The organism is Escherichia sp. E4742, assembly GCF_005843885.1.
Taxonomy (GTDB): domain Bacteria; phylum Pseudomonadota; class Gammaproteobacteria; order Enterobacterales; family Enterobacteriaceae; genus Escherichia.
In genome coordinates, this window is the sequence record NZ_CP040443.1 from 2,251,981 (window position 1) to 2,276,634 (window position 24,654).

The window sequence follows — 24,654 nt, forward strand, 5'->3', positions numbered from 1 at the left end:
TTCATCTAACCCTTAAGCCGCATTCCCTTTCGCCATCGGAGCCAGCGCTGCAGGCAACTCTTTACCCAGCCCCTGAACCAGCGAATCTTGCGTAATCTCACTGATGGATTTCGCGCCCGTCAGCGTCATCGCCACTTTCATCTCTTTCTCGATCAGGTTCAGCAAATTCGCCACGCCCGCCTGACCCGCTGTGGCCAGTGCATACAGGAAAGCACGCCCCAGCAGTACGGTATCGGCACCGAGCGCGATCATACGCACGACATCCAGCCCGTTACGAATGCCGCTATCTGCCAGAATGGCGATATCACCTTTCACCGCATCCGCAATGGCAGGCAGTGCACGGGCAGAAGAGAGTACGCCATCCAACTGGCGACCACCGTGGTTAGAAACCACAATCCCGTCAGCGCCAAAACGTACTGCATCACGCGCATCTTCCGGGTCGAGGATCCCTTTGATCACCATCGGGCCATCCCAGAAATCGCGGATCCACTCAAGGTCTTTCCATGAGATGGACGGATCGAAGTTATTCCCCAGCCAGCCGATGTAATCTTCCAGCCCGGTCGGTTTGCCGAGGTAAGCCGAGATATTACCTAAATCATGCGGACGACCGTTCAGACCCACATCCCACGCCCATTGCGGATGAGTCACCGCCTGCAAGTAGCGGCGCATTGCGGCGTTCGGGCCGCTCATACCCGAATGCGCATCACGGTAGCGTGCGCCCGGCGTTGGCATATCTACGGTGAAAACCAGTGTCGAACAACCCGCCGCTTTTGCACGTTCCAGCGCGTTACGCATAAAGCCGCGATCGCGCAGCACATAAAGCTGGAACCACATCGGACGTTTGATAGCTGGCGCGACTTCTTCAATCGGGCAAACTGAAACTGTTGAGAGAGTAAACGGAATGCCGTGAGCTTCCGCCGCTTTGGCTGCCTGAACTTCGCCGCGACGCGCATACATGCCGCACAAACCTACCGGAGCCAGCGCCACTGGCATCGACAACTTTTCATTAAACAGCGTCGTTTCCAGGCTTAAGTCGGACATGTTTTTCAGAATGCGTTGGCGCAGCGCCACTTCTGACAAATCCTCCACGTTGCGGCGCAGCGTGTATTCAGAATATGCGCCACCATCCATATAGTGGAACAGGAATGGCGGCAGAATGCGTTGTGCTGCGGCGCGATAATCGCTGGCTGCGGAAATAATCATGTGTTTTTCTCCCTCGAATGCTCATTATGCTCACCGGGCAGGCGGGTAATGCGTGCCCGGCGAGCCTGATCTTCATCGAATCGTTTCATGGTGGTGTGGACAAAGCTGAGGTGCGCCATCATTGCTTTACGCGCACCGTCGGCATCACCTGCAAAAATGGCGTTAATGACCGCCTGATGCTGTTCAGTCAGTTGCGAAAAAACAGGTGGCACCAGATACATCCGCTGACGACTTTGCATCACTGAAGATTGCAGGACATCAAAGAAACCGCGCATGGTTTGCAGCAGCACGATGTTATGTGAGGCTTCGGCAATTGCCAGGTGAAAACGAACGTCCGCTTGCGAGGCGAGATCCGGGTCTTCACTCAGCGTCGCTTCAAAGCAGAGCTGTATCTTTTCTTTATCGGCTTGTGTGGCACGCATTGCTGCGTGCCAGGCTGTGCTGGCCTCAATGGCGTAGCGGGCTTCCAGAATATCGAAGCTGTAATCCGGATCATCGGCCATCAGCGTTTTCAGCGGCTGGACGATGTTTTGCTCCGACCACGCGTCATGGCGCCAGCGCACAAATGTGCCACCACCGCGACGACTAAGAAGCACACCTTCACTCACCAGTTTCGCCAGCGCCTCGCGCAGTGAATTACGCGACACGCCGAGCTGCATCGCCAGTTGGCGTTCAGCGGGCAACTTCATGCCCGGTTCCAGATTTTGTTCATCAATCAGCGCCCGCACACGGGAGGCTACCTCGTCTGACAGGCGTCTGGGTATAACCATCATTACGGTATCATCCACGTTAAGACGTAGGCCTGAAGCGTGGTCATTACGCCCACCATACAGGTGAAGATCAGGCTGTGTTTGACAGTAAAGCGGAACAGATCTGACTCCTTGCCAACCAGGCCAACCGCCGCACAGGCAATGGCGATGGACTGCGGAGAGATCATCTTCCCGGTAACACCGCCGGTGGTATTGGCGGCAACCAGCAACAGGTCAGAGACGCCAATTTGTTGTGCGGCAGTGGCTTGCAGAGCGGCAAACAGAGCGTTAGATGACGTATCCGATCCGGTCAGGAATACCCCCAGCCAGCCGAGAAACGGCGAGAAGAAGGTGAATGCATGACCGGTGTGCGCCAGTGCCAGCGCCAGCGTTGACGACAGCCCGGAATAGTTTGAGATAAAGGCGAACGCCAGCACCATGCCGATGGAGTAGATGGGCAAGGCCAGTTCTTTCAGCGTGCTGCCGAAGGTGCTGATAGCATCTGATGGTTTCATCTTCAGCCAGACGATAGAGAGCAGCGCAGCAAACAGAATGGCGGTGCCGGTGGCAGAGAACCAGTCAAACTTAAATACGGCGGCGTAGGCAGTGGCTTCGCTGACAACCGGCGGCATGCGGGCAACCAGTTTGTCGAGATACGGCACCGGAATGTTGATCACCCACTCATACAGCGCGCCGCCCGATGCGAACAGGGCTTTAAACGGCGGAATACTCCACAGCGTTACGGTGGCGGTCAGGAACAGGAACGGTGTCCAGGCACGTAACACCTGACCCGCCGTGTAACCGGTGTGAGCCAGCGTCATATCAACCTGGGATGCACCAAGATCGCCGAAGCGGAAAACGCGCACTGGCTGCCAGCGTTTGAGGAACAGTGTCAGGCAGAGCAACGATACCAGCGAAGAGATAATGTCCGGCAGCTCCGGTCCAATGAAGTTGGAGCTGAGGTACTGAGCGATGGCAAACGACCCACCCGCGACAACAACCGCAGGCCACGTCTCTTTGATACCGCGCCAGCCATCCATAATCGCCATGATCCAGAACAGCACGATAATGGTCATAAACGGTAGCTGACGACCCACCATCTGGCCAATTTCAAAGCTGTCGATGCCCGTCACCTGTCCGGCAACCAGAATTGGAATGCCCATCGCACCAAATGCCACTGGCGCGGTGTTAACAATCAGGCACAGCCCGGCGGCGTACAGTGGTTTAAAGCCCAGCCCGACCAGCAATGCGGCGGTAATTGCCACGGGTGCGCCAAATCCTGCGGCACCTTCGAGAAATGCGCCGAAACAGAAACCGACGATCAGCATTTGCAGGCGCTGGTCAGGTGTTATTGAAAGAATAGACGAGCGGATGATGTCAAACTGCCCGGTTTTCACCGAGATCTTATAGACGAACACCGCCGCAATAATGATCCACGCGATGGGCCACAAACCGTAGAAGAAACCATAAACCACCGAGGCCAGCGCATTGGCGACCGGCATTTTGTAGAACAATAGCGCGACGGTCAGAGCGATAGCGACTGTCCATGTGGCGGCGACATAGCCTTTTAGTTTGAGCTTAATCAGCGCAAAGAAAAAAAACAGGATGGGAAGCGATGCTATCAGGCTGGAAAGCCAGATATTCCCGGCGGGATCATAGTTTTGTTGCCAGAGATTCATTGCAGGTCTCCTGGAGGCCACGCACATCGTGTAATGAGTCTGTTGCTCATCTCCTTGTCACACGTTGTGTAAAAGTGGCACTGCCAATTTTGTTGTGTAGGGATAATGACAATGAATGGTTAACTAAATGTTATGTATTGGCAACGTTAATGTGAGTTTTAATTGAGGAACTGTGAAGCAGTGATCAGATAAGCGAAGAATTGGTAGGGCCAATTTGAGGTGGGAGAATGTCTGGTAAAGAAAAGGGCAATCCCCATCAGAGAATTGCCCTTAGACTGTTGACCCGATGCGCTTTATCAGGCCTACAGGAATGTGCAGAATCACCCTGTAGGCCTGATAAGCCGTAGCGCATCAGGCAATTTGGCGTTTACCCATTCGTTAATGGATCATTACCACTGAATACCGGCACCGAGTGCGGCGGAGTATTCACCCTGGCTATTGGTACTACCTTGTAATTTGTAGACCCAACGACCGTTGGCGCTCACCATCGACACACCTAACGCAACGGCAGATTCACCGTTATAAGTACCGCCACCAATGGAGGCCATGCTGGCACCCGGCGTGTAAGCCTGCGGCAGGCCGGTCATCGCCATTGCAGAGGCGATACCACCGCTCAACTTACTTTCAGTTTTAGACAGTTTGTTATCCATCTCAACCATGCGCTGATCGGTGTATTGCTTCGTTTCCTGCACGCTTTGCTTCAACTGCGCGTAGTTCACCGCGTCGTTGTTGTTAACGCCAGCGGAAACGTTGCTGATGCGAGTCGTACCGCCGTTGCCACCACCGAGGGTGATGTTGCTATAGTCGATAGAACCATCAGCTTTGGTGTCGTAACGTACACCGCCTGCTTCAGAAGACTTCAACTGCGCAACGTTAACAGCGTCGGTAGCATTTTTACCTGCGGCAACGTTAGTAATACGGCGTTGATTAGTGGAAGAACCTACGGAAATCGTATTTTCTTCGTTTGCCACAGAGCCAGTACCCAGTGCGACGCTGTTATCAGCGGCAGCAATAGAGCCAGAGCCAATCGCAACACTGTCTTTACCCTGCGCGTTAGCATCTACGCCATCGGTGTTGGTCTTGAAGTATTTGGTGCTACCGGTGGTTACGATATCGCCAATACCGTTTTCGATATTGGTGACGCGAGTATCCAGATTCGTTACCTGAGTATTCAGGTTAGTAATGCTCTGGGTATTCTGGGAAACCTGCGCATCCGTCACTTTCAGCTGACCAACGTTAACGGCATCGGTATCTGCCGAACCCGCCGCGACGTTGGTGATCTGGCGTTGACCGTCTTCACTGCCCACAGAGAACTCACCCACAGAGTTCTGCGGTGCATCCATATTGTAGGCGGTGTAGCCAGTCTGTGCGCCGCGAGTGGTCTGAGAACCATTACCCATTGCAATACTGTTTGCATGGTTGGCGCGTGCGTTAGAACCGATAGCAATACCGTTGATGGCATCAGCCAGCACCAGTGTATTCAGACCAATACCAATACCTGCATCAGCATTGACGATGGTTTTTGCACCCATTGCCAGTGAGTCAGTCCCTACAGCCAGTGAATCTTCTTCCGTCGAGTTGGCGTGGAAGTATTTGGTCGGCGTGGTGGCGACTGCACCAATCGCATTCTGCAACTGGCGAACGGTAACAGCGTCATGGGCTTCGGAACCATCGGCGACGTTGATGATTTGACGATATTTGCCATCATCACCAATCGACAATGCACCAAGCAGTTCGCCGTCAGTGGTGTCGTAACCAATCACAACGCCTTCTTCGGTTACGCTGGTGTTACGAGAACCTTTAACAATCACACGGCTGGAGACGGATTCGCTACCCAGTGCGATACCGGTGTCAACGTCGCTGCGGCTGTTCTGACCAATCGCGACACTGCCTTCTCTGGAAGCGACAGCGTTGTAGCCTACTGCCGTAGAGCCGACACCTGAGGCGCTGGCATCCATAAAGGTTAAACCGGCGTCATTGGTACGCGCATAGTTCAGACCCGCGCCGTTCTCTTCGATGTACGTCTCGCTGGTATTACCGGCAATCTGGTTGATGATCTCATTTTGCTGATTGATCAACGTGTTGGTGGTGAACAATTGTGAACCGTTAATCGCATCGGTACTGGTTTCAGAAATGTCACCATTAGCAACATTAGTGATTACGCTGGCTTTGCCCTCGCGGCTGGCACTGAAGGCACCATTTTCACCGGCGGTTGCGTCCCAGAGCAGAGCATCATCCAGCGTTGAGTCAATCGCATCCAGAGCATCACCGACGTTATTGTAATCGGTGTCGGCAATGGAGTAAGTCGGCGCACTAATGCTGCCGTCAGCATTCACGGTTGCACCGCCACCCAAGGCTTCAACAACTGAATTACTCACGCCATAGAGTTGCCCACCATTAACGGCGTCGGTGCTGTCTGCGGCAATTGAACCGGCTGCAACGTTAGTGATTTTACTTTCTTGACCGCCGTGGCTGGCACTAAATGCATTTGCGTCTGTATCCCAGAGCAGGGCATCGTCAAGAGTTGAGTTAAGGGTTGAGTCGATTGCGTCAAATGCATCACCGATACTCGTGTATTCGTTGTTGGCAATGGAGTAAGTCGGTCCGGTGATACTGCCGTCAGAATTCACTGTGGAACCGCCGCCCAGAGCTTCAGCAACAGAAGTACTCACACCGTAGAGTTGTCCACCGTTAATGGCGTCGGTGCTGTCTTCGGCAACTGAACCGGCTGCCAGATTGGTGATTTTGCTGGTAGCAGTACTGCCATGTTTGGCACTAAACGCATTTGTGTCTGTATCCCAGAGCAGGGCATCACCAAGTGAAGCACCCATCGACGAGTTAATAGCTTCCAGAGCCTCACCCACGTTGGTGTAATCGTTACCCGCAATGGTAAAGGTAGGCGCGGTGAAGCTGCCATCAGCATTAAGTGCTGCGTTACCACCGAGGGAGTCCACTACAAAGTCGCTCACGCCATAGAGTTGTGAACCGTTAATGGCGTCGGTGCTGGTGTTGCTAATATCACCGTTAGCCACGTTGGTGATTTTGCTGGTGGCGTCTGTGCCGTGTGCGGCGCTGAATGCAGTGCTGTCCCATCGCAGAGAGTCGTCGCCGAGCGTGGTGATCGTGTTGTTGATATCAGCAACGTCCTCGGTCAGGTTAGTGATGCTGGTGGTATTACCGGCAACGTCGTTGGTCAGGTTAGTAATACTGGTCGTGTTACCGGCGACATCGCTGCTCAGGTTGGTAATACTGGTGGTGTTAGTCGTCACGTTGTCGTTGGTGGTTTTCAGTTGAGAACCGTTAACGGCATCGGTGCTGGTGTCAGAAAGCTCACCTGCTGCTACGTTAGTGATTTTATTGGTGGTGTCGGTGCCGTGTGCGGCGCTGAATGCAGTGCTGTCCCATCGCAGAGAGTCGTCGCTGAGCGTGGTGATCGTGTTGTTGATATCAGCAACGTCGTCGGTCAGGTTGGTGATATTGGTTGTGTTACCCGCAACGTCGTTGGTCAGGTTGGTGATGCTGGTGGTGTTACCCGCAACGTCACTCGTCAGGTTAGTGATGTTATCAGCGTTAATCTGTACGTTGTCGTTGGTGGTTTTCAGTTGAGAACCGTTAACGGCATCGGTGCTGATGTCAGAAAGCTCGCCTGCTGCCACGTTAGTGATTTTATTGGTTGCTTCGGTGCCGTGTGCGGCGCTAAATGCGACTGCGGCGTCATCCCATTTTAGCGCATCTTCACCGAGGCCATTAACCGTATCAGTCAGGTTGGTGATGTTGGTGGTGTTAGTGGCGATGCTTGCCGTGTTAGTAGTGATGTTATCAGCGTTAATCTGAACGTTGTCGTTAGTGGTTTTCAGTTGAGAGCCGTTAACCGCATCGGTACTGGATGCGTTCAGCTCACCCGCCGTAACGTTGGTGATTTTGCTGGTGGCATCAGAACCGTGTTTTGCACTGTAGACTTTTTTAAGCGAGTCCCATTGCAACGTATTATCGTCAAGACCCTTTAATGCGTCGCCAACATTATTAAAGTTACCACTTTGCATTTTGTAGTTAGGGGCGTTAACAACCCCGGCAGTACTCACGGAGGCACCTCCGCCCAGACGGTCTGCAACTGACTTACTGATATCATAAAGCTGTGAACCATTGATGGCATCAGTACTGGTACTGCTAATATCGCCTTTTGCCATATGGACAATTTTACGCTGCAGCGTGTCGTTACCTACTGAAACAGTATTATCTTCCACGGCAGTAGACTCTGTGCCCAGAGCAACGGAGTTGATACCGGTTACACTGGATAGGCTACCAATCGCAATACTTTTTTCACTACCAGCAAAGCTTTCTTGTCCAAGCGCAATATTGTTTTCGCCACTTGACTGACTTTTATTACCCAACGCAATAGAATTTAAACCGTCTGCTTTTCCTGCCTGACCGAAAGCCATTGCTCCTGCTTTGGTTGCATTAGCTCCATATCCAAACGCAACGGTATTGTCAGCGTTAGCTATGCTGTTTGCGCCCATTGCCAGGCTATATAATCCATTTGCCTGCGCTTCGTTCCCGAGAGCAATAGCGTTCTCGGCTGTTGCTGCCGCCATTCTCCCAAAAACTATGGAATAATGACCATGTGCCTTAGCACCTAAACCCATTGCAATGCCATAGTCTCCGAATGCCTCAGCGCCACTGCCAATTCCGATGGCACGGCTACCAGTTGCTTCAGCCAACTGTCCAATCGCGACAGATTTTTCTCCCGTGGCTTTGGTGGAGAAACCTAATGCCGTAGCACCTACTCCTGAAGCATCAGCTTCTACCCCTAACGCAACAGCTCCAGTTCCGCCTCCTGTGGAGGATGCTTTTGAATCTTTACCAATGGCAATCCAGCTATCACTGAGTTCAGTGGGGTCAGAAATTTTACCGCCATCTCCTGAGAAAGATGCACTTGCCCCAAATGACGACAGCATCCCCCCAGCGACTAACGCAGAAACGAATAACTTCCTACTGCTGGATTTTTTGCCACGGCCTTTAGCCGTTTCGCTGGCAACCGTGTAATTCCCCGTTGCAGGATTCCAGATAACTTTAAATATTTTGTTCATTATGGTTGCTCACTATTCCTTGAGATAAGTGCAGAAGCTGCATTTATTTTTTGCTTTTGCGCTGCCGGGATTCAGCAGGCTGAAGAGTGTCGAACTGAATGTTGGCCATATTGATAGACAACTTCAGGTATTTCAGATTATTTGGTGATACCCCTTTCAGGGTCAGATTAATGTCTTGCCATTGACCAGGCATTAATTGCAGAGTGGAGTTCATGGTGGTGCTGAAAAGTAACTGTTGCCATTTGGCCAGAGCTTTTACATCGGTAGGCCTTTCACCGCCCCATGTTGCATTAAAGCCAATATTTGATACCGGAACGCTTAATAAATTGACCAGTGACATCCGAATCATGCTGCCATTTTCGACAGCATCAACAGACAAAACTCGTCCCGCTAAACCGACTGAACCGTTATTTAAAATAAAGTATTTTGTTTGTGCTGGGTTAAATTCCGTAAAGACAAATGAGTCTTGTTGATTTTTAACGACCTTCACCACATCGGTAAGTGTTCTGGTGCTGTTAAGGATGGCAGTTTGTTGTTTTTCAAAAAGTTCAAGCTTGCTTTTATACTGTTGCTGCTGTTTTTCGAGTGCCTCGATTTTGCTTTTTTGTTGCTCTTGCTGTTTGGCGAGATCGTCTATTAAGTTTGCTTTCTCAATATAGTCACAGCCTGTCAATGAACATGCTGCTGAGATGGCTATCGCGTTTAAGAATGCTTTGTAGTTCATGGATGAATTCCTTTTCATTATCCAGGAGGGGAAGAATTATTTTCGGCACCAATAATTCGCAGTCATTGCATTCACTGAAAAAATTAAAAAGAGGGTTTTTGAATTAATTTGTAATGCGAATGCGTTGTTTAATGTCAAATAATTTTATTTTGTAGCCGAAAATATTAATCTCGCGGATTTTAGTAACGGGGGGGAATGCATGTCAAATGTTTATAAATTTGAGAGGAATGCTAATGAAGAATTAATATTCATGTTGTTGATGAATTTATTGCTAAATTTGCGATAAAGGTCGTTAATTCATCAAAGTGGCGATATGTATTATGCGATAATTTGCGCAAATCATACTGGGGAATTATATAAAATGTTTCTTTGAAACATATTTTTCAGATTATAGCCCGAGAAAAATTCTTCATAAGGATGGGAGGTGGAGACGCTGGGGGAGAAATGTTAAAAAAGCCCCGCATGAATCTGCCGGGGCTATCGTTACGACGGCTTAAAACGCTGTATTCGAGAATCCTGTCATTTCTTTCAGCTCCATTTCGCGACCCAGCGCAGTCATCGGGTGTACCACGACAAGCCCACGGACGCTTTTCTTCAGCTTGCCCATGTCCGCCTGCTCTTTTTGGTAATTGCACGCTGGAACGGCATCTTCATCAGCTTTTGTGCTTCTTTGCTGAGTTTCTGGCTATGAACTTCACGCAGGCGGGCAATTTCCGCTTCCAGTGTGGCTTTCTCTTTTTCCAGCTCGGCGTATTTGTCTGCGGCTTCAACCAGCGACAGATCGGCCTGCTGGTGGCGAATGGCGTCCAGGCGATCGCTAAGACGTTTGATTTCGTTTTTTTCGACTTCTTTCATGTGATGACTTCTGATAGAGATAAATTTATAGCCTCTAGTATGCGCGACGGGGTGCGTTGTACACAACTGATGGCATTGCAATAGTTCCTTGTGAAATCATTGTGGTGTGTGAAAAACAGTCAACTCGTTGATTAATTCAGGAATTCAAAGAGAAGGATGATAAGCATGAGAATGCAATTATTATAGTTTCAGCACAATTTCCTTAATGTCATCTTTACCGGGATCTACACTAAAATTGGCGGCCGCGCATTCCCGGCGCGGGGTAATACGGAGATATTATGATGGGCAAAATAGGTGAAAACGTTCCTCTTTTTATCGATAAGGCCGTAGATTTCATGGCATCAAGCCAGGCGTTCCGGGAGTATCTGAATAAACTTCCCCCTCGTAACGCGCTTCCGTCCGATATACCCGAGGAAAGCGTACCGTTATATCTCCAACGTCTGGAATATTATCGTCGTCTTTATCGACCGAAACAGGTAGAGGGGCAGCAGTAAACGAGCATTGCTTACTTTTGAAAGGCTTTTTTTAAGCTGATTTTGGAAATCAGCTCAGTCAGTGAAAGGACCATTGTTGATCGCACAGCTTGTTGATAGCGTTGAACTTGCATCGCATACAAGCTGGAGTCTGTTGGTTCAAACTGTGGCGGCGGAGGCAGTGCCGCCACACAATGCAGTTCGCCAAATGGCCCAAGAATTTCATCATCGGTGAACGCGTACTCGTTGCCGTCGTGGTTCAGTTCTTCCCGCAGTGCCATCAACAGCTCCGCATCTTCATATTCATGGCGGCTAATGACGCCAAGACCATAAATCAGCTTTAAGCGCACGGACAGATCGCCCAGCGGACCATCGCCGTCGAGTAACGGTTCTACAGCATACTTCACCGCGTAATCGTCTTTGCGGAATACCTGAAGCACCAGAAGATTCACCGCCTCGGTCAGGAGATCGACGGCGGTAATCAGAAAGCTTCGCACGGTTTTGCCAGCATTCAGACGCTCAAGCACACGGTTTTCAAAGGCCTGGGTTTGTTCCATTGTTGCCTGCATATCTGACAATCTGTTATTCGGGCGCAGGGAGTCCTGCGCCTGGTCCACCATTATTGCATTGCGTTATAAGCGGTTACCGCCTCGGTGACAACCTCGCTGTTGGCATCAAGCCCAGAAATGTGCGCCAGCGCAGCCTGCGGGCCTTTGTCGGCAATCAGCGCCGCCAGTTCTTGTGCTTGCGGATCATCTTCACTGCGGAAGTGCATTGCAGCAGCAATACCTTCAATCAGATTTTTGTGCGGCAAGCCATATTCCAGCGTACCCAGCAGCGGCTTGATCAGGCGGTCGCCGGCACTCAGTTTACGCAGCGGCTGACGGCCTACGCGCTCAACATCATCTTTCAGATACGGGTTTTCAAAACGACCGAGGATTTTCTGGATGTACGCTGCGTGTTTGTCGGCGTCAAAGCCATAACGCTTAATCAGTACTGCGCCGCTTTCTTCCATCGCCCCTTTTACCACCGCACGGATTTTCTCGTCGAGAATCGCATCACGAATGGTCTGATGACCTGCCAGTTTTCCGAGGTACGCGGTTATAGCATGGCCCGTATTCAGGGTGAAGAGCTTACGTTCGACAAACGCCATCAGGTTGTCGGTTAACTCCATACCAGGAATGTTTGGCAGCGTGCCTTTGAACTGGGTTTTATCGACAATCCATTCGCTGAAGGTTTCTACAGTGACTTCCAGCGGATCATTCGTTGCAGACGCTGAAGGCGGTACGATACGGTCAACGGCGGAATCGACAAAGCCAACGTGTTCTTCTACCCACGCTTTGGCTTCTTCTGGCAGGGCGTTCATCACATGGCCTTTCAGTTGCGTGGTGCCGCGTACCATATTTTCACAGGCGATGATGTTCAGTGGGGATTCATTACCTTGCTCTTTACGTTTTACCAGCCCTTTGGCGATTGCCGGAGCAATGCGTTCCAGCACAACCGGGCCAACGGCGGTAGTGACTAAATCAACCTGGGCGATTAAATCAACCACGTCGTCGCCAATGCTGCTGACGGCATTAACGCCGGAAACGGTATCCACCTGCTCGGTTTCGCCAACAACGTGAACCTGATAGCTATGACGGGCATTCAGGGCATCAAGTACCACCTGATTGACATCGGCAAACGTTAGTTGGATACCCGCATCTGCCAGCAGTTTACCGATAAAGCCACGACCGATATTACCTGCGCCAAAATGTAATGCTTTCATAGTATTAACCTTCATCAATGTTTTTACCCAAGAGGGCTGGGGTGAGGCTTTTCCCTCACCCAAACCCTCTCCATAAGGAGAGGGGCAGCGCCGGATGCGGCGTAAACGCCTTATCCGGCCTACAAGAACGTGCAAATTCAACAAACTGCGCTTTGTTTTGTAGGCCTGATAAGCGTAGCGCATCAGGCAATCAGCCCCACCGTCTCCATGAGGAGAGGGTGGGCCTGGATTACTTACGACCTGCCAGCAGTTCCAGCACTTCATCCACACTAGTGGTGTGTGCCAGACGCTCGATGACGGACTCATCATCCAGCGCGTTGGTCAGACTGGTGATCACCTGAATGTGCTCGTTGTTACGGGCAGCGATACCAATTACCAGACGGGCAATGTCATCTTCTTCTTCACCGAAGCGCACGCCTTCCGGGTACTGGCAGAACACCACGCCCGTTTTCAGTACGCGATCTTTCGCTTCAACCGTACCGTGCGGCACTGCGATAGACTCACCCAGATAGGTCGGGGTCAGTTTTTCACGATCCAGCATCGCCTGTACGTATTCCGGCTCAACATAGCCGCCTTTCACCAGTTGTTCACCGGCAAAACGAATCGCTTCTTCTTTGGTTGCCGCTTTGCGACCGAGGAAGATGTTTTCCGCACCGAGCTTAAACAGGTTGGCGTTAGAATCGTCAAAGCTGTCTTTCAGGCTGTCTTTCACTTTCACTTCGTTTTCAGTATGGCGCTGGGCAGCAACCAGACGTTCGGTCAGGCTGGTGTACAGGCCGCTGTCGAGGAAGTTGGTCAGCGAAATATGCTGTGCCTGCGGAACTTGGCGCATAGCGCGCTCGGTCAGGTCACGGTGAGTGATGACCAGATCCACATCCGGCGGCAGGTTGTTGATCGCGCTGTTAGTAACAGAAATCTGCGACAGACCGGCATCCTGAATTTTCTTACGCAGCACGCCTGCACCCATCGCACTGGAACCCATACCGGCGTCACAGGCAACGATGATTTTACGAACGTGGCTCAGATCGTTAGTCACATCGCCAGCAGACAGCGGAGACGCGCCTTTAGATTCAGCTTTCATGTCCTGCATACGACGAGTTGCTGCTTCAATGTCATCTTCTTCTTTTACTTTGCTAGTTTTCAGCAAAATGGCAGAGACAACGAAGGAGACCGCCATTGCCGCACACACCCCGGCGATGTTAGCGAAGTAAGCGCCTTTTGGCGTCATCGCCAGTACCGCAAGGATAGAGCCCGGAGATGCCGGAGAAACCAGACCACCGCCCAGGATAGTCAGCGTGAACACGCCAGTCATACCGCCGAGGATAACAGCAAGGATCAGACGCGGATTCATCAGTACATACGGGAAGTAAATTTCGTGGATACCGCCCAGGAAGTGGATGATTGCCGCACCGCCCGCAGACTGTTTCGCACTACCGCGACCAAAGAACATGTACGCCAGCAGAACACCCATACCCGGACCTGGGTTCGCTTCAATCAGGAAGAAGATGGATTTGCCAAGTTCATGGGACTGCTGAATACCCAACGGCGAGAAGATACCGTGGTTAATGGCGTTGTTGAGGAACAGGATTTTCGCCGGTTCAACAAAGATAGACGCCAGCGGCAGCATGTCATGGACAACCATGAAGTTAACGCCCGCAGCCAGCATTTTGGACAGGGCTTCAACAATTGGACCAATGCCGAGGAATGCCAGAATGGCGAGGATCATCCCGATGATGCCAGCGGAGAAGTTATTCACCAGCATCTCAAAACCGGATTTGATCTTACCGTCTACCCAGCGGTCGAAGTGCTTAATGCACCAGCCACCCAGCGGACCTGCAATCATAGAACCGAGGAACATCGGCATATCTGCGCCGACGATAACGCCCATGGTGGTGATGGCACCGACTACGCCGCCACGTTCGCCACCTACCAGCTTACCACCGGTATAACCGATCAGCAGCGGCAGGAGATAAGTGATCATCGGCCCGACCAGCTTCGCCAGCGTTTCGTTCGGTAACCACCCTGTTGGAATAAATAACGCGGTGATGATACCCCACGCGATAAACGCGCCGATATTTGGCATCACCATGTTGCTGAGGAAACGACCAAAGCTTTGCACTTTGATCTTAATATCGGATGACATAAAAACACCCCTTCTTATGTTTGCTGTCGCGCAGGCTGGAAGCCCGAGGTTTTTTGTTAATGTGGCGGCAGAGGTAGCCGGACCTTGTAGATACTGCGAAATCTGGCACTGAATCGGTTAACTGTCCAGTCGACGGCCTTTTGTGTGATATCAGTCACATAAATATAGGGGGTAGAGAGGTAATTGACGTGATGTGCATCACAAAATACTTGTGTAAAAAAGCAACAAGGCGGCGATTTTCGCTAAAAATGGCATTAAAATGTGAATAACATCACATTTTTGTTTTGGTTGTTTGTTGAGTTATTGTGATCTGAATCACAAGATATTTTCTTCGGTAATTCACCTAGTGTGATCTGCAGCATGTTCTGACTCTGCCTTAAGACCGTTTTGTAACTGAGCAACTTATCGCCTTTTAAAATTATCCTTCGGTGTGATGGCGAGATTGGCAAACGCGGATTAATGTCAAAGTATCAGCCTGACTCCCTTACGGCTGCCAGCCAAAAAACAACACTGATAAGCGTGAATCCGAGGCAGATATGTTTCTAAACTACTTCGCGTTGGGAGTGCTGATCTTCGTCTTTCTGGTGATTTTTTATGGAATCATTGCGATACATGACATCCCCTATTTGATTGCCAAAAAGCGCAACCATCCCCACGCCGACGCCATTCATACGGCGGGCTGGGTAAGTCTGTTTACCCTGCATGTAATCTGGCCGTTCCTGTGGATCTGGGCGACGCTCTACCAGTCAGAGCGCGGCTGGGGCATGCAGTCGCATGCTACGCCGCAAGAGAAAGCGACCGACCCGGAAATTGCCGCGCTTTCTGATCGAATTTCCCGGCTGGAGCACCAACTCGCCGCCGAAAAAAAGACTGACTATTCCACGTTTCCGGAGATCTGATTATGGATCTGTTAATTGTTTTAACTTACGTGGCGCTGGCGTGGGCGGTCTTTAAAATCTTCCGCATTCCGGTGAATCAGTGGACGTTGGCGACGGCGGCGCTGGGTGGCGTATTCCTGGTGAGTGGCTTGATTTTATTGATGAACTACAACCATCCTTACACTTTTACCGCGCAAAAGGCAGTGATAGCTATTCCTATCACACCACAGGTAACGGGGATCGTGACTGAAGTTACCGACAAAAATAATCAGCTTATTCAAAAGGGTGAAGTGCTTTTTAAGCTCGACCCGGTACGTTATCAGGCGCGGGTCGACAGACTTCAGGCTGATCTGATGACGGCGACGCATAACATCAAAACGCTGCGGGCGCAGCTCACTGAAGCGCAGGCTAACACCACTCAGGTTTCAGCGGAGCGCGATCGGCTGTTTAAAAATTATCAACGTTACCTGAAAGGCAGCCAGGCGGCGGTGAATCCGTTCTCGGAACGTGATATCGACGACGCGCGGCAAAATTTTCTCGCGCAGGATGCGTTAGTGAAAGGCTCGGTGGCGGAGCAGGCACAGATCCAGAGCCAGCTCGACAGCATGGTCAACGGCGAGCAGTCGCAGATTGTCAGCTTAAGGGCGCAACTGACCGAAGCGAAATATAACCTTGAGCAGACCGTCATTCGCGCGCCGAGCAACGGCTACGTTACTCAGGTACTGATCCGCCCAGGTACATACGCAGCTGCCTTGCCGTTACGTCCGGTGATGGTCTTCATCCCTGAGCAAAAACGGCAAATCGTCGCCCAGTTCCGGCAAAACTCGCTGTTACGTCTGAAACCCGGTGATGATGCGGAAGTCGTATTTAACGCTCTGCCGGGGCAGGTATTTCACGGCAAACTGACCAGCATCTTGCCGGTGGTGCCTGGCGGTTCGTATCAGGCGCAGGGGGTACTGCAATCATTGACGGTTATACCCGGAACGGACGGTGTGCTGGGAACCATTGAACTCGACCCTAACGCTGATATCGACGCCTTACCCGACGGTATCTACGCCCAGGTAGCAGTTTACTCCGACCATTTCAGCCATGTTTCGGTGATGCGGAAGGTACTGCTGAGAATGACCAGTTGGATGCATTATCTTTATTTGGATCATTGAGGGGGAAGGGGGCAGGGTAAGATTACGAAAGTCCGCTCCCCGCAAGGACTGACGCCAGATAGTTTCTGTCCATAGCCAGGGCAAGATTACGAAAGCCCGCACCCCGCAAGGACTGACGCGAGGTAGCCTCTGTCCATGGCTGCTTTTCGCATCTTACGTCTTAGCCCTGCCTTGAATACCTTATGATTCGTCAAAATATTAATCGCAATATGTCTTATCCCTGAAAATAATTCCGCTGCGTTCCCTCTTCTTATTTTGCAGTCATCTTCATTCATTACCACGTCCAGACGCCAGTGCAGCTTATTCTCCACATGCCAGTGATTTCGGATCGCTGTCGCAAACTTCTCTGCGCTTAAATCAGCAGAGCTGATATAATATCTGACCATCATTTCTGGCTCTTTCTTTTTTTCTGCTATTATTGAGCGAAATGAGACTGCCACGCATAATTTTTTCAGCCCTTTCCATTCAAACGTGAAATCAATAAGATCATCAGGGACGTCGCAAACAAGATGAAGACGGGTTTCTTCTCTACCGTGACTCTTTTCACTAATTGCGTAACTGTCATGCTCTGGATTATTTAATTCTTTCAGTGGGAATTTTTCCTCGAAGGCTTTATTTAGCCGTCCCTGGTTTCCTTTTACAGCGAATAAATAATCACCTCCCTGTTTTTGTATCTTCTCTGCAATATCTTTCTGGCAACCCATCGCATCAGTTGTGATGATTTTTCCTTTAATATCCAACATGTTAAGAAGTTCAGGGATAGCTGTAATCTCATTAGATTTCTCATCCGTCTTGATCTGTCCGATGACCAGACTGCGCATTGTTGAGAACGCACTAATGACATGAATCGCTCCCCTGCGGCGACTCTTGTCATAAGAGTGCCGGAGCGTTTTTCCATCAATTGCAATGACGTCTTTATCATCTGAAGAATGACAATCACGCATCCAGTTAATAAAGCACTCATGAAACTTTGCAGGGCTGATACAGGATACAACTCTGGCAATGGTATCGTGAACAGGAATACCATTTTCAAAATCACCATATTGTTTTAAAAAATCGAGATGAGTTTCCCCAAAATCCTCTATATCTTCCCAACCTTCTGCACCAGAAATAACGGCGCAAATAGTCAACAGTAGAATATCCGACAATTTATGTTCCACTTTCCAGGCTTGTCTGTAATCGGGGATAACAGAAATATGTTCCATCAATTTTTTAAGTTCCATTTTGTTCTCCTTAATTATGTAAGGAGTATTTGATCATGTATAAGCAATAAAAAACAGCTTTAGGTAATGAGGAATGTCTCAATTATTGAACATAAAATGCGAATCATTTAGTACAAAAAATCAGCGTTACGTGATCTTTCCCTGTGTCCATAGCTGCTTCAAAATCACCATATTGCTTCAAAAAATCGAGATGTGTTTCCCCGAAATCCTCTATATCTTCCCAACCTTCTGCACCAGAAATAACGGCACAAATAGTCAACAGTAGAATATCTGACAATTTATGCTCCACTTTCCAGGCTTGTCTGTAATCGGGGATAATAGAAATATGTTCCATCAATTTTTTAAGTTCCATTTTTTTCTCCTTAATTATGTAAGGAGTATTTGATCATGTATAAGCAATGGAAAACAGCTTTAGGTAATAAGGAATATCTCAATTATTGAATATTTAGTTCGAATTATTTAGTACAAAAAAGCAGCGTTGCGTGATCTTTCCCTGCCCTTTATTCATAAACTCATGGATATGGTGATCAACGGTGGTCTGATGCAGGCGCAGAGCCTGAGTAATTATGACTGAATTTCAGCCTTCAGAAGCCAGAAGAATGGCTTTAATACAATCGCAGCCCCGCTTTTCACAACATTATGCTTATAATATGAAAAATATCTTGCCTTGCATCTTTGTGCCTACGGCATTGGATGATCTTTCCCTAATCTCATAGTTTCTTTTAGTCTTTCAAGCCTTAGCAATTCAACTTCGGCTTTAATATAACCATGTGAGGCAGCCATTTTCAGCCAATTAATTGCATTATCTAAATTATAATATTTTAAATAGGAATCGTCCTCCTCTGAGGATAGAATCATAGCATAATTATATTGCGCTGTGATATTTCCTTGAGATGCAGCCCTTGCCAGATATTTAATTTGCTTGGGTATATTAAAGTAAACATATGTATAATATTGATGTAATCGATATGACGCATCACCATCCCCGCCCTCAGATTTAATATCAAATTCATATCTTTGATTTTCACTTAAATTAAATGATTCAGATGTTGAGCTTATTTCAATGTTATGAAGTTTAACAGTGGGGGGGGCACCTCCATATGAACCACAAGAGAAAAAGAAAATATTTGCAATCAGAATAAATAAAAAACGCTTCATGTTGCCACCTTTGTTATTTTATATCACTTGGTCTCATAACTTTGCCAGGAGTGGAAGAAATGGGTTGGCCTGAAGGTCCAAACGTTATCCAGCGGCCCATATTATTACCAGTTATGACATTATTACTTGTGTCAATTGCCGAGATATTATCCGTAAGTCCTGTTTGGATCGTATTAAAAAGAGGAGTATTATTATCCCACGTTACAGCGAATAAATAATCACCTCCCTGTTTTTGTATCTTCTCTGCAATATCTTTCTGGCAACCCATCGCATCAGTTGTGATAATTTTTCCTTTAATATCCAACATGTTAAGAAGTTCAGGGATAGCTGTAATCTCATTAGATTTCTCATCCGTCTTGATCTGTCCGATGACCATACTGTGCATTGTTGAGAACGCACTAATGACATGAATCGCTCCCCTGCGGCGACTCTTGTCATAAGAGTGCCGGAGCGTTTTTCCATCAATTGCAATGACGTCTTTATCATCTGAAGAATGACAATCACGCATCCAGTTAATAAAGCACTCATGAAACTTTGCAGGGCTGATACAGGATACAACTCTGGCAATGGTATCGTGAACAGGAATACCATTTTCAAAATCACCATATTGTTTTAAAAAATCGAGATGAGTTTCCCCAAAATCCTCTATATCTTCCCAACCTTCCGCACCAGAAATAACGGCACAAATAGTCAACAGTAGAATATCCGATAATTTATGTTCCACTTTCCAGGCTTGTCTGTAATCGGGGATAACAGAAATATGTTCCATCAATTTTTTAAGTTCCATTTTGTTCTCCTTAATTATGTAAGGAGTATTTGATCATGTATAAGCAATAAAAAACAGCTTTAGGTAATGAGGAATGTCTCAATTTTTAAACATAAAATGCGAATTATTTAGTACAGAAAGTGTACTTCTGATGATCTTTCCCTGGTCGGGCAGCCGGTTTCCCGCCGGGTCTGTTGCATACGGGATATCAATGTCCAGGTTACATATAATAATAAGAGCAATTAACTTAATTTATTTGTTTATAATGCGCTTACTTAATACAAACCATTGAATATACCCTCCTGACAGAAAATAAAGCCATATTATTATCGCCATAATATACTTACTATCAATTCTTAAGCCAATAATGTCTGAAGCACTCCCTATAAATATTAGAGCGATAAAGAATACTATGCCTGTTGGAAAACATATTACCATCATTCCATAAGACATGAGACTAATTAACTCACTCACATCACGGGTGGAGTCTAATAGTGAAAGTCTATGCATGGAAAAGAATAGTATTAAAAGTGATAACGCCAGCCATATAGCTCTGAATGAAAAAATAATGCATTTCATTACATCACCCCGGTGAATACAAATCTAATAAAGCGTCCAATATTATTTCCGGAGCACTTCATCTTACATGTTTCTAAAGAATCATTAGACCAGTCTTGGCAGTTTTTAAATAGCCCTAAATTTATAGGTGTGAATATATCAGGCAATACAGAATAACGCGGTCTTACCTCTTTAAACTTCCCTTTTAAACAGTTCTCCACACAACTATTATCGGTTTCAACGAGGTCACAACGGCCAGCAGATTCTTTTGTGTCATTACTTGCTTTACCAGGCCCCCATAGACCATCTCCTTTTGATTCTCCCCGTTGGTCTTGGCCACCACAAGTATAGTCCCCTTTACCATCTGGGACACAAAGATATTGATGATAGAACGGATTCCCCCATATATCCGGCCCGCTTCTTTCACCAGTTCCACCCATTGAATGCAGTGGCTTAATGCATTTTAGTGTTTCTAATCCTAATGGATCTATATTTGAGATCGGATTCAACGGATACTGATAAAAATTCCATCCTCCCTTCAGCCCAATCGGATCCTGAGTGATATACCGCCCCTGCAGCGGGTCATAATAGCGGTGGCGGTTATAATACAGGCCGGACTCCTCATCATACTGCTGCCCCGGCAGGCGGATGAGCTGCTGCAGCTGCTGCGGGTTATCCTCACTCAGCAGGTTGCCCCATTCATCGTATTCTGCGTACCACGCTGTTGCCCCGTCAGGGCTGATAAGCGCCAGCGGCAGGCCGCGATGGTCGCAGTCGTACAGGTGGATTTTTCGCGCCGGCGTGTACACCGGGTCCATCTGGTTTTGCATCTGCTCCACCGTCAGGCCGCACTGTGCCAGCCAGCGGCGGCTTTCCTCACTCACCCGGTCAGCAAGGATTTCACTTTCCAGCCGGTCGAGCATCTGCACCAGCACCGGCGGGAACACCACATCACCACCGTCTTCACCGCCGGACTGCTGAAGGGCATCCGCCAGGCTGCGGCGCTGCGTTTTCACCAGTTCACCGGTGGCGGTTTCAACCCTGATGAGTGGCGTGAAACTTCCCGGCAGGTATACCGTCTGGATGCGGGTTCTGTCGTTCTGTATCGTGGTCAGCCGGTCGCCGTCCCAGCCATACCAGGTCACTTCCGGTTTCCGTGACAGCGACATCCAGCCCGTCAGGTCCCGTTCACGCCGCCACACCCGTTTTGCCACCCTGCGGCCCGGCGGGTCGTAAAGATAGCGACTTTCGACCAGCGGCTCTGCATATTGTGTCCGTGTGTAGTGCACCAGCCGGTGCCGGCTGTCGTAATGGTACCGGTGGGTCCGCTCATCATCCGTGCGGATAACCCCTTCCGGGATGAGGTCGGTTTTCTCCGTCAGCCTGCCGTGACGGTCATACCGGTAAAGGTAGTGAGCGTCACGGGCGATACGGTTATCCGGCCACATGCTGAGGGTGCTGTCCGGGTGCAGCTCCGGGTCGGGCAGGCGGTTACCTGCCGGGTCCGTGGCGTAAGGGATGCGGATATCCAGATTCGCTGCGGTGGTGTGGACGCCGGTCAGCCTGCCGGTGGCGCTGTAGCTGTAGCGCCGCGTCTGTCGCGGGCTGCTGATGCGGATGAGTTCGCCGTTGTCGTTCCAGGTGTAATCGCGGTCAGACAGCAGGCTGTTCAGGTGCTGGCTCTGTAACTGCCCGGCAGGGGTGTAAGCGGTGGTGAGTTCATAACGGCTGAAGCTGCGCAGCGTTTCCCGGTGCAGGCGGCCTTTACTGTCATATCCGCAATGCACCGCCATCCGGTGCCCTTCGCTGATATGGCTGATATCTGTCAGCCAGCCGCGTTCGTCATACTGCCACTGCTCTGCGGTTTCGCCATTCACGGTGCGGTGCGTGAGGCGGTCAGCGTCATCGTAATGCCAGAGGGTTATAAGCCCCTCATCCTCGCTGCGGGTAAGTTTACCGGTCAGGTCGTGGTGATAACGCTGTGTGCGACCGTCAAAGCCGGTTTCCTGTATCAGCCGGTCGAGTACATCGTAACGGAAGGTGGTGTGGCTGCCGTTTTCACTGGTCAGGCGGATGACCCGTCCGGCAGCATCGTATTCCATACTGCGCGTCAGCCCGCCCTGCGTGGTGCGGATGGCCTTTCCCCACGCATCGTACTGTGCCCCGTTTCTGCTGCCGTCCGGCGCGATGATGGCGGTCAGGTCACCGGCTGTGTTGTATTCATACCGCGTTTCATGGCCCTGCGTGTCTTTCACAGCAATTAACTGTCCACGGCTGTCATATGCGCGGTACTGACTCAGGCCTTCCTCGCGGTGCACCGCCGTCACCTGCCCGAAGCGGTCATGGTCATAACGGGTTACATAACCGGAACAGTCGGTGAAGGTCAGCAACTGACCGTAACGGCTCCACGTCATGGTTTTCCGGCTGCCGGTGGCATCTTCCGTTGCGCAGGGTAAGTCACTGTGTGGATTATCATAACGGTAGCGGGTGATATCGCCGTCAGGGGCAGTTTCCTGAATCAGACGGCCGAATTCATCATATTCCCGGCGTATTTCCAGCCCGTCAGGCCCGGTGGCTGACGTTAACTGGTTGTGGTGGTTATAGTAAAATGCCGATGCCCTGCCATCCGGCGTGGTGATGTGTGTGACAAGCCCCGTCACCACATCCGGGCTGTATTCTGTTACCCGGCCTGCGGCATCTGTCTGTGCCTTAAGTCTGCCCACGGCGTCAAACTGACTCTGCGTGACGCTGCCGTCCGCGTGTTCCTTTTTCACCACCCGCTTCAGCCCGCCTTCGCCTGCGGTATGCAGGACTTCACGGCGGTCCAGGCTGTCGGTGATGGTGATGCGGTTTTTCTCATACTGATACGTGTAGCTTAAGCCTGCCGGGTTTAGCTGTTCTGTCACCCGCCCGTCGCTGTCGTAACGGTAACGGATTTCCGGTCGGCCTGCGTGACGGTGCGCCACCATCCGGCCCCGGTATTTATCATCGTAAGTAAAGCTGCGCACCTGTGTGCCGCTGCGGTCATACACCGCCGCCAGTTCGCCGCGCGGCGTCCAGCCATAGCGCACCAGCGGTGCGGCAGGTAAATTCTCCGGGTATTCCGGGTCGTGCGTCAGCCACACGGCAGACAGACGGATACCGTTATCCCGGCCATATTCCGTGTAGCCCGGCAGGGTATCAGGAAAAACGGACGGTTCCGCCCCGCCGGAAGTGGCCTGCTGCCGGGCCTCTTCTGCCCGCTGCGCCTGGCTGGTCAGTACCAGCCGGAAGTGACGCCCGGCCCCATCCGTCACGCCGGTGATTTCGCCGCTGAATTCGCCGGCGGCTTCGCGGTGGAGCGTCTGTGTGCGCCCGAAGCGGTCCACCAGCCCGGTCAGCACCCGGTACGGCGGCAGCGGCGCGGGCAGCACCTCATCCGCCTCCGGCACCCGCTCACACCAGCCGAGCAGCCACCACGGTCCCTGCGGACTGTTCGTTGCCAGATAACGATGCGGACTTAAGCGGAGTTCTTCCGGCAGCGCCTGCCAGAGTGCGGCCAGCCGGTGGCCTTCCTCCAGTATCGCCACGCCGCCGCGCACCAGCCACAGTGATTCGCTGCGGCTGTAACCGTCCTCACCGGGAAACAGGTGCTCAAAATACAGGCTTCTGCCGCCGTTATCACTGAGTATCAGTGTGTTATCGCGCAGCTGTAAGAGGATATCCGCAGACATTTTCCAGCCGGGGCCGGGGAGCCCCACCGGCGCGGGCGTTTTTGTCCGGTAACTGCTGTAGGTGCGGGAGAGGATGAACGGCAGCGGGCCGGGCAGGGCGATGTCCGTCTCGCCGGGAAGGACTTTTGCGCCGAGCAGCGGATTGACCGGATGACCGGATGTCACCCCGCCGGGGCACACCGAACAGGCCACGCCGGTGGGGGCACCGATGCGCACCCCGGCTGAACCCTGGACAATGCTACCGCCATACTGCGTCATGTCGCCCTGACGCGCCGCCGGTTTTCCGCTCATCTGCTCATCCTTGTTTTATTGGGTTATTTGTCTGCTTCCAGGCAAAACCCTACCGACTTATAAGAAAGCCTTAAGTGAGATATCTGTCAGATAAGAACAATTAGGAAAATATTTATATCACCATGATAAATATGTGCTTTCCTTAAAAATAACAAAATATCAACATTCCCTGCCTTTTTTCCAATCGCCAGGCCATACTGATATTTTTCCTCGCACAAAGGACTCG

General features: G+C 50.4%; 16 protein-coding genes and 3 pseudogenes. 3 read left to right on the forward strand and 16 right to left on the reverse strand.

Annotated elements, in window-relative coordinates:
- Positions 1 to 12: 12 nt before the first annotated feature.
- The 6 genes and pseudogenes from lldD to FEM44_RS11050 form a co-directional block, all read right to left on the reverse strand.
- The gene (gene lldD, locus FEM44_RS11025; RefSeq protein ID WP_135523841.1) at positions 13 to 1,203 is read right to left on the reverse strand and encodes a quinone-dependent L-lactate dehydrogenase; all 1,191 of its coding nucleotides are present in this window, start codon (positions 1,201 to 1,203) and stop codon (positions 13 to 15) included.
- Positions 1,200 to 1,976, reverse strand: a complete 777-nt coding sequence (lldR, locus tag FEM44_RS11030; protein WP_135523842.1) for a transcriptional regulator LldR — start codon at positions 1,974 to 1,976, stop codon at positions 1,200 to 1,202. The genes lldD and lldR overlap by 4 nt, the downstream gene beginning before the upstream one ends.
- Complete coding sequence (lldP, locus tag FEM44_RS11035; protein WP_135523843.1) at positions 1,976 to 3,631, reverse strand: L-lactate permease; 1,656 nt, start codon at positions 3,629 to 3,631, stop codon at positions 1,976 to 1,978. Before lldP ends, lldR begins: the two co-directional genes overlap by 1 nt.
- A 389-nt stretch (positions 3,632 to 4,020) precedes the next feature.
- Positions 4,021 to 8,718 (reverse strand): YadA-like family protein, encoded by a 4,698-nt coding sequence (locus tag FEM44_RS11040; protein WP_135523844.1) that lies wholly within the window; start codon positions 8,716 to 8,718, stop codon positions 4,021 to 4,023.
- Between the two features lie 43 nt (positions 8,719 to 8,761).
- Positions 8,762 to 9,442, reverse strand: a complete 681-nt coding sequence (locus FEM44_RS11045) for a hypothetical protein (RefSeq protein WP_135523845.1) — start codon at positions 9,440 to 9,442, stop codon at positions 8,762 to 8,764.
- 493 nt (positions 9,443 to 9,935) lie between these two features.
- A pseudogene (locus FEM44_RS11050) lies at positions 9,936 to 10,297 on the reverse strand (YibL family ribosome-associated protein).
- A 281-nt stretch (positions 10,298 to 10,578) separates the two neighbouring features.
- On the opposite strand from FEM44_RS11050, the gene yibT reads away from it, so the two are divergent.
- Positions 10,579 to 10,791: a protein YibT gene (gene yibT, locus FEM44_RS11055; RefSeq protein ID WP_135523851.1), complete on the forward strand. Its 213-nt coding sequence runs from the start codon at positions 10,579 to 10,581 to the stop codon at positions 10,789 to 10,791.
- Positions 10,792 to 10,802: 11 nt separating this feature from the next.
- Here the strand turns inward: yibT and mtlR are convergent, their stop codons facing one another.
- The 3 genes from mtlR to mtlA all read right to left on the reverse strand — a co-directional run bounded on the left by mtlR (position 10,803) and on the right by mtlA (position 14,681).
- Positions 10,803 to 11,390: a mannitol operon repressor MtlR gene (gene mtlR / locus FEM44_RS11060; RefSeq protein ID WP_135523846.1), complete on the reverse strand. Its 588-nt coding sequence runs from the start codon at positions 11,388 to 11,390 to the stop codon at positions 10,803 to 10,805.
- Positions 11,390 to 12,538 (reverse strand): mannitol-1-phosphate 5-dehydrogenase, encoded by a 1,149-nt coding sequence (gene mtlD / locus FEM44_RS11065; RefSeq protein ID WP_135523847.1) that lies wholly within the window; start codon positions 12,536 to 12,538, stop codon positions 11,390 to 11,392. The genes mtlR and mtlD overlap by 1 nt, the downstream gene beginning before the upstream one ends.
- Positions 12,539 to 12,767: 229 nt before the next feature.
- Positions 12,768 to 14,681 carry a PTS mannitol transporter subunit IICBA gene (gene mtlA, locus FEM44_RS11070; RefSeq protein ID WP_000093249.1) on the reverse strand — a complete coding sequence of 638 codons (1,914 nt, stop codon included), beginning with the start codon at positions 14,679 to 14,681 and terminating at the stop codon, positions 12,768 to 12,770.
- A gap of 536 nt (positions 14,682 to 15,217) precedes the next feature.
- Here mtlA and FEM44_RS11075 point away from each other — a divergent pair.
- Positions 15,218 to 15,580, forward strand: a complete 363-nt coding sequence (locus FEM44_RS11075; RefSeq protein WP_135523848.1) for a DUF3302 domain-containing protein — start codon at positions 15,218 to 15,220, stop codon at positions 15,578 to 15,580.
- Between the two features lie 2 nt (positions 15,581 to 15,582).
- On the forward strand, positions 15,583 to 16,719 hold the full coding sequence (locus FEM44_RS11080) for an HlyD family secretion protein (RefSeq protein WP_135523849.1): 1,137 nt from the start codon (positions 15,583 to 15,585) through the stop codon (positions 16,717 to 16,719).
- A gap of 86 nt (positions 16,720 to 16,805) precedes the next feature.
- On the opposite strand, the gene FEM44_RS11085 is transcribed toward FEM44_RS11080, so the two are convergent.
- From FEM44_RS11085 to FEM44_RS11115, 7 genes and pseudogenes are all read right to left on the reverse strand, one after another.
- On the reverse strand, positions 16,806 to 17,942 hold the full coding sequence (locus FEM44_RS11085) for an ISAs1 family transposase (protein WP_138158992.1): 1,137 nt from the start codon (positions 17,940 to 17,942) through the stop codon (positions 16,806 to 16,808).
- A gap of 112 nt (positions 17,943 to 18,054) precedes the next feature.
- Positions 18,055 to 18,294: pseudogene (locus FEM44_RS11090) on the reverse strand (transposase family protein); the annotation flags it as partial.
- 135 nt (positions 18,295 to 18,429) lie between these two features.
- Positions 18,430 to 18,558, reverse strand: a pseudogene (locus tag FEM44_RS11095) (IS630 family transposase); the annotation flags it as partial.
- A gap of 65 nt (positions 18,559 to 18,623) precedes the next feature.
- Positions 18,624 to 19,100 (reverse strand): sel1 repeat family protein, encoded by a 477-nt coding sequence (locus FEM44_RS11100; protein WP_135522441.1) that lies wholly within the window; start codon positions 19,098 to 19,100, stop codon positions 18,624 to 18,626.
- Between the two features lie 13 nt (positions 19,101 to 19,113).
- Entirely contained in the window at positions 19,114 to 19,887 is a 774-nt protein-coding gene (locus tag FEM44_RS11105) for an ISAs1 family transposase (protein WP_171022602.1), read from the reverse strand.
- 231 nt (positions 19,888 to 20,118) lie between these two features.
- The gene (gene ybfB, locus FEM44_RS11110; RefSeq protein ID WP_135522442.1) at positions 20,119 to 20,445 is read right to left on the reverse strand and encodes a protein YbfB; all 327 of its coding nucleotides are present in this window, start codon (positions 20,443 to 20,445) and stop codon (positions 20,119 to 20,121) included.
- Positions 20,445 to 24,428 (reverse strand): RHS repeat-associated core domain-containing protein, encoded by a 3,984-nt coding sequence (locus FEM44_RS11115; RefSeq protein ID WP_138158994.1) that lies wholly within the window; start codon positions 24,426 to 24,428, stop codon positions 20,445 to 20,447. The genes ybfB and FEM44_RS11115 overlap by 1 nt, the downstream gene beginning before the upstream one ends.
- Positions 24,429 to 24,654 lie beyond the last annotated feature (226 nt).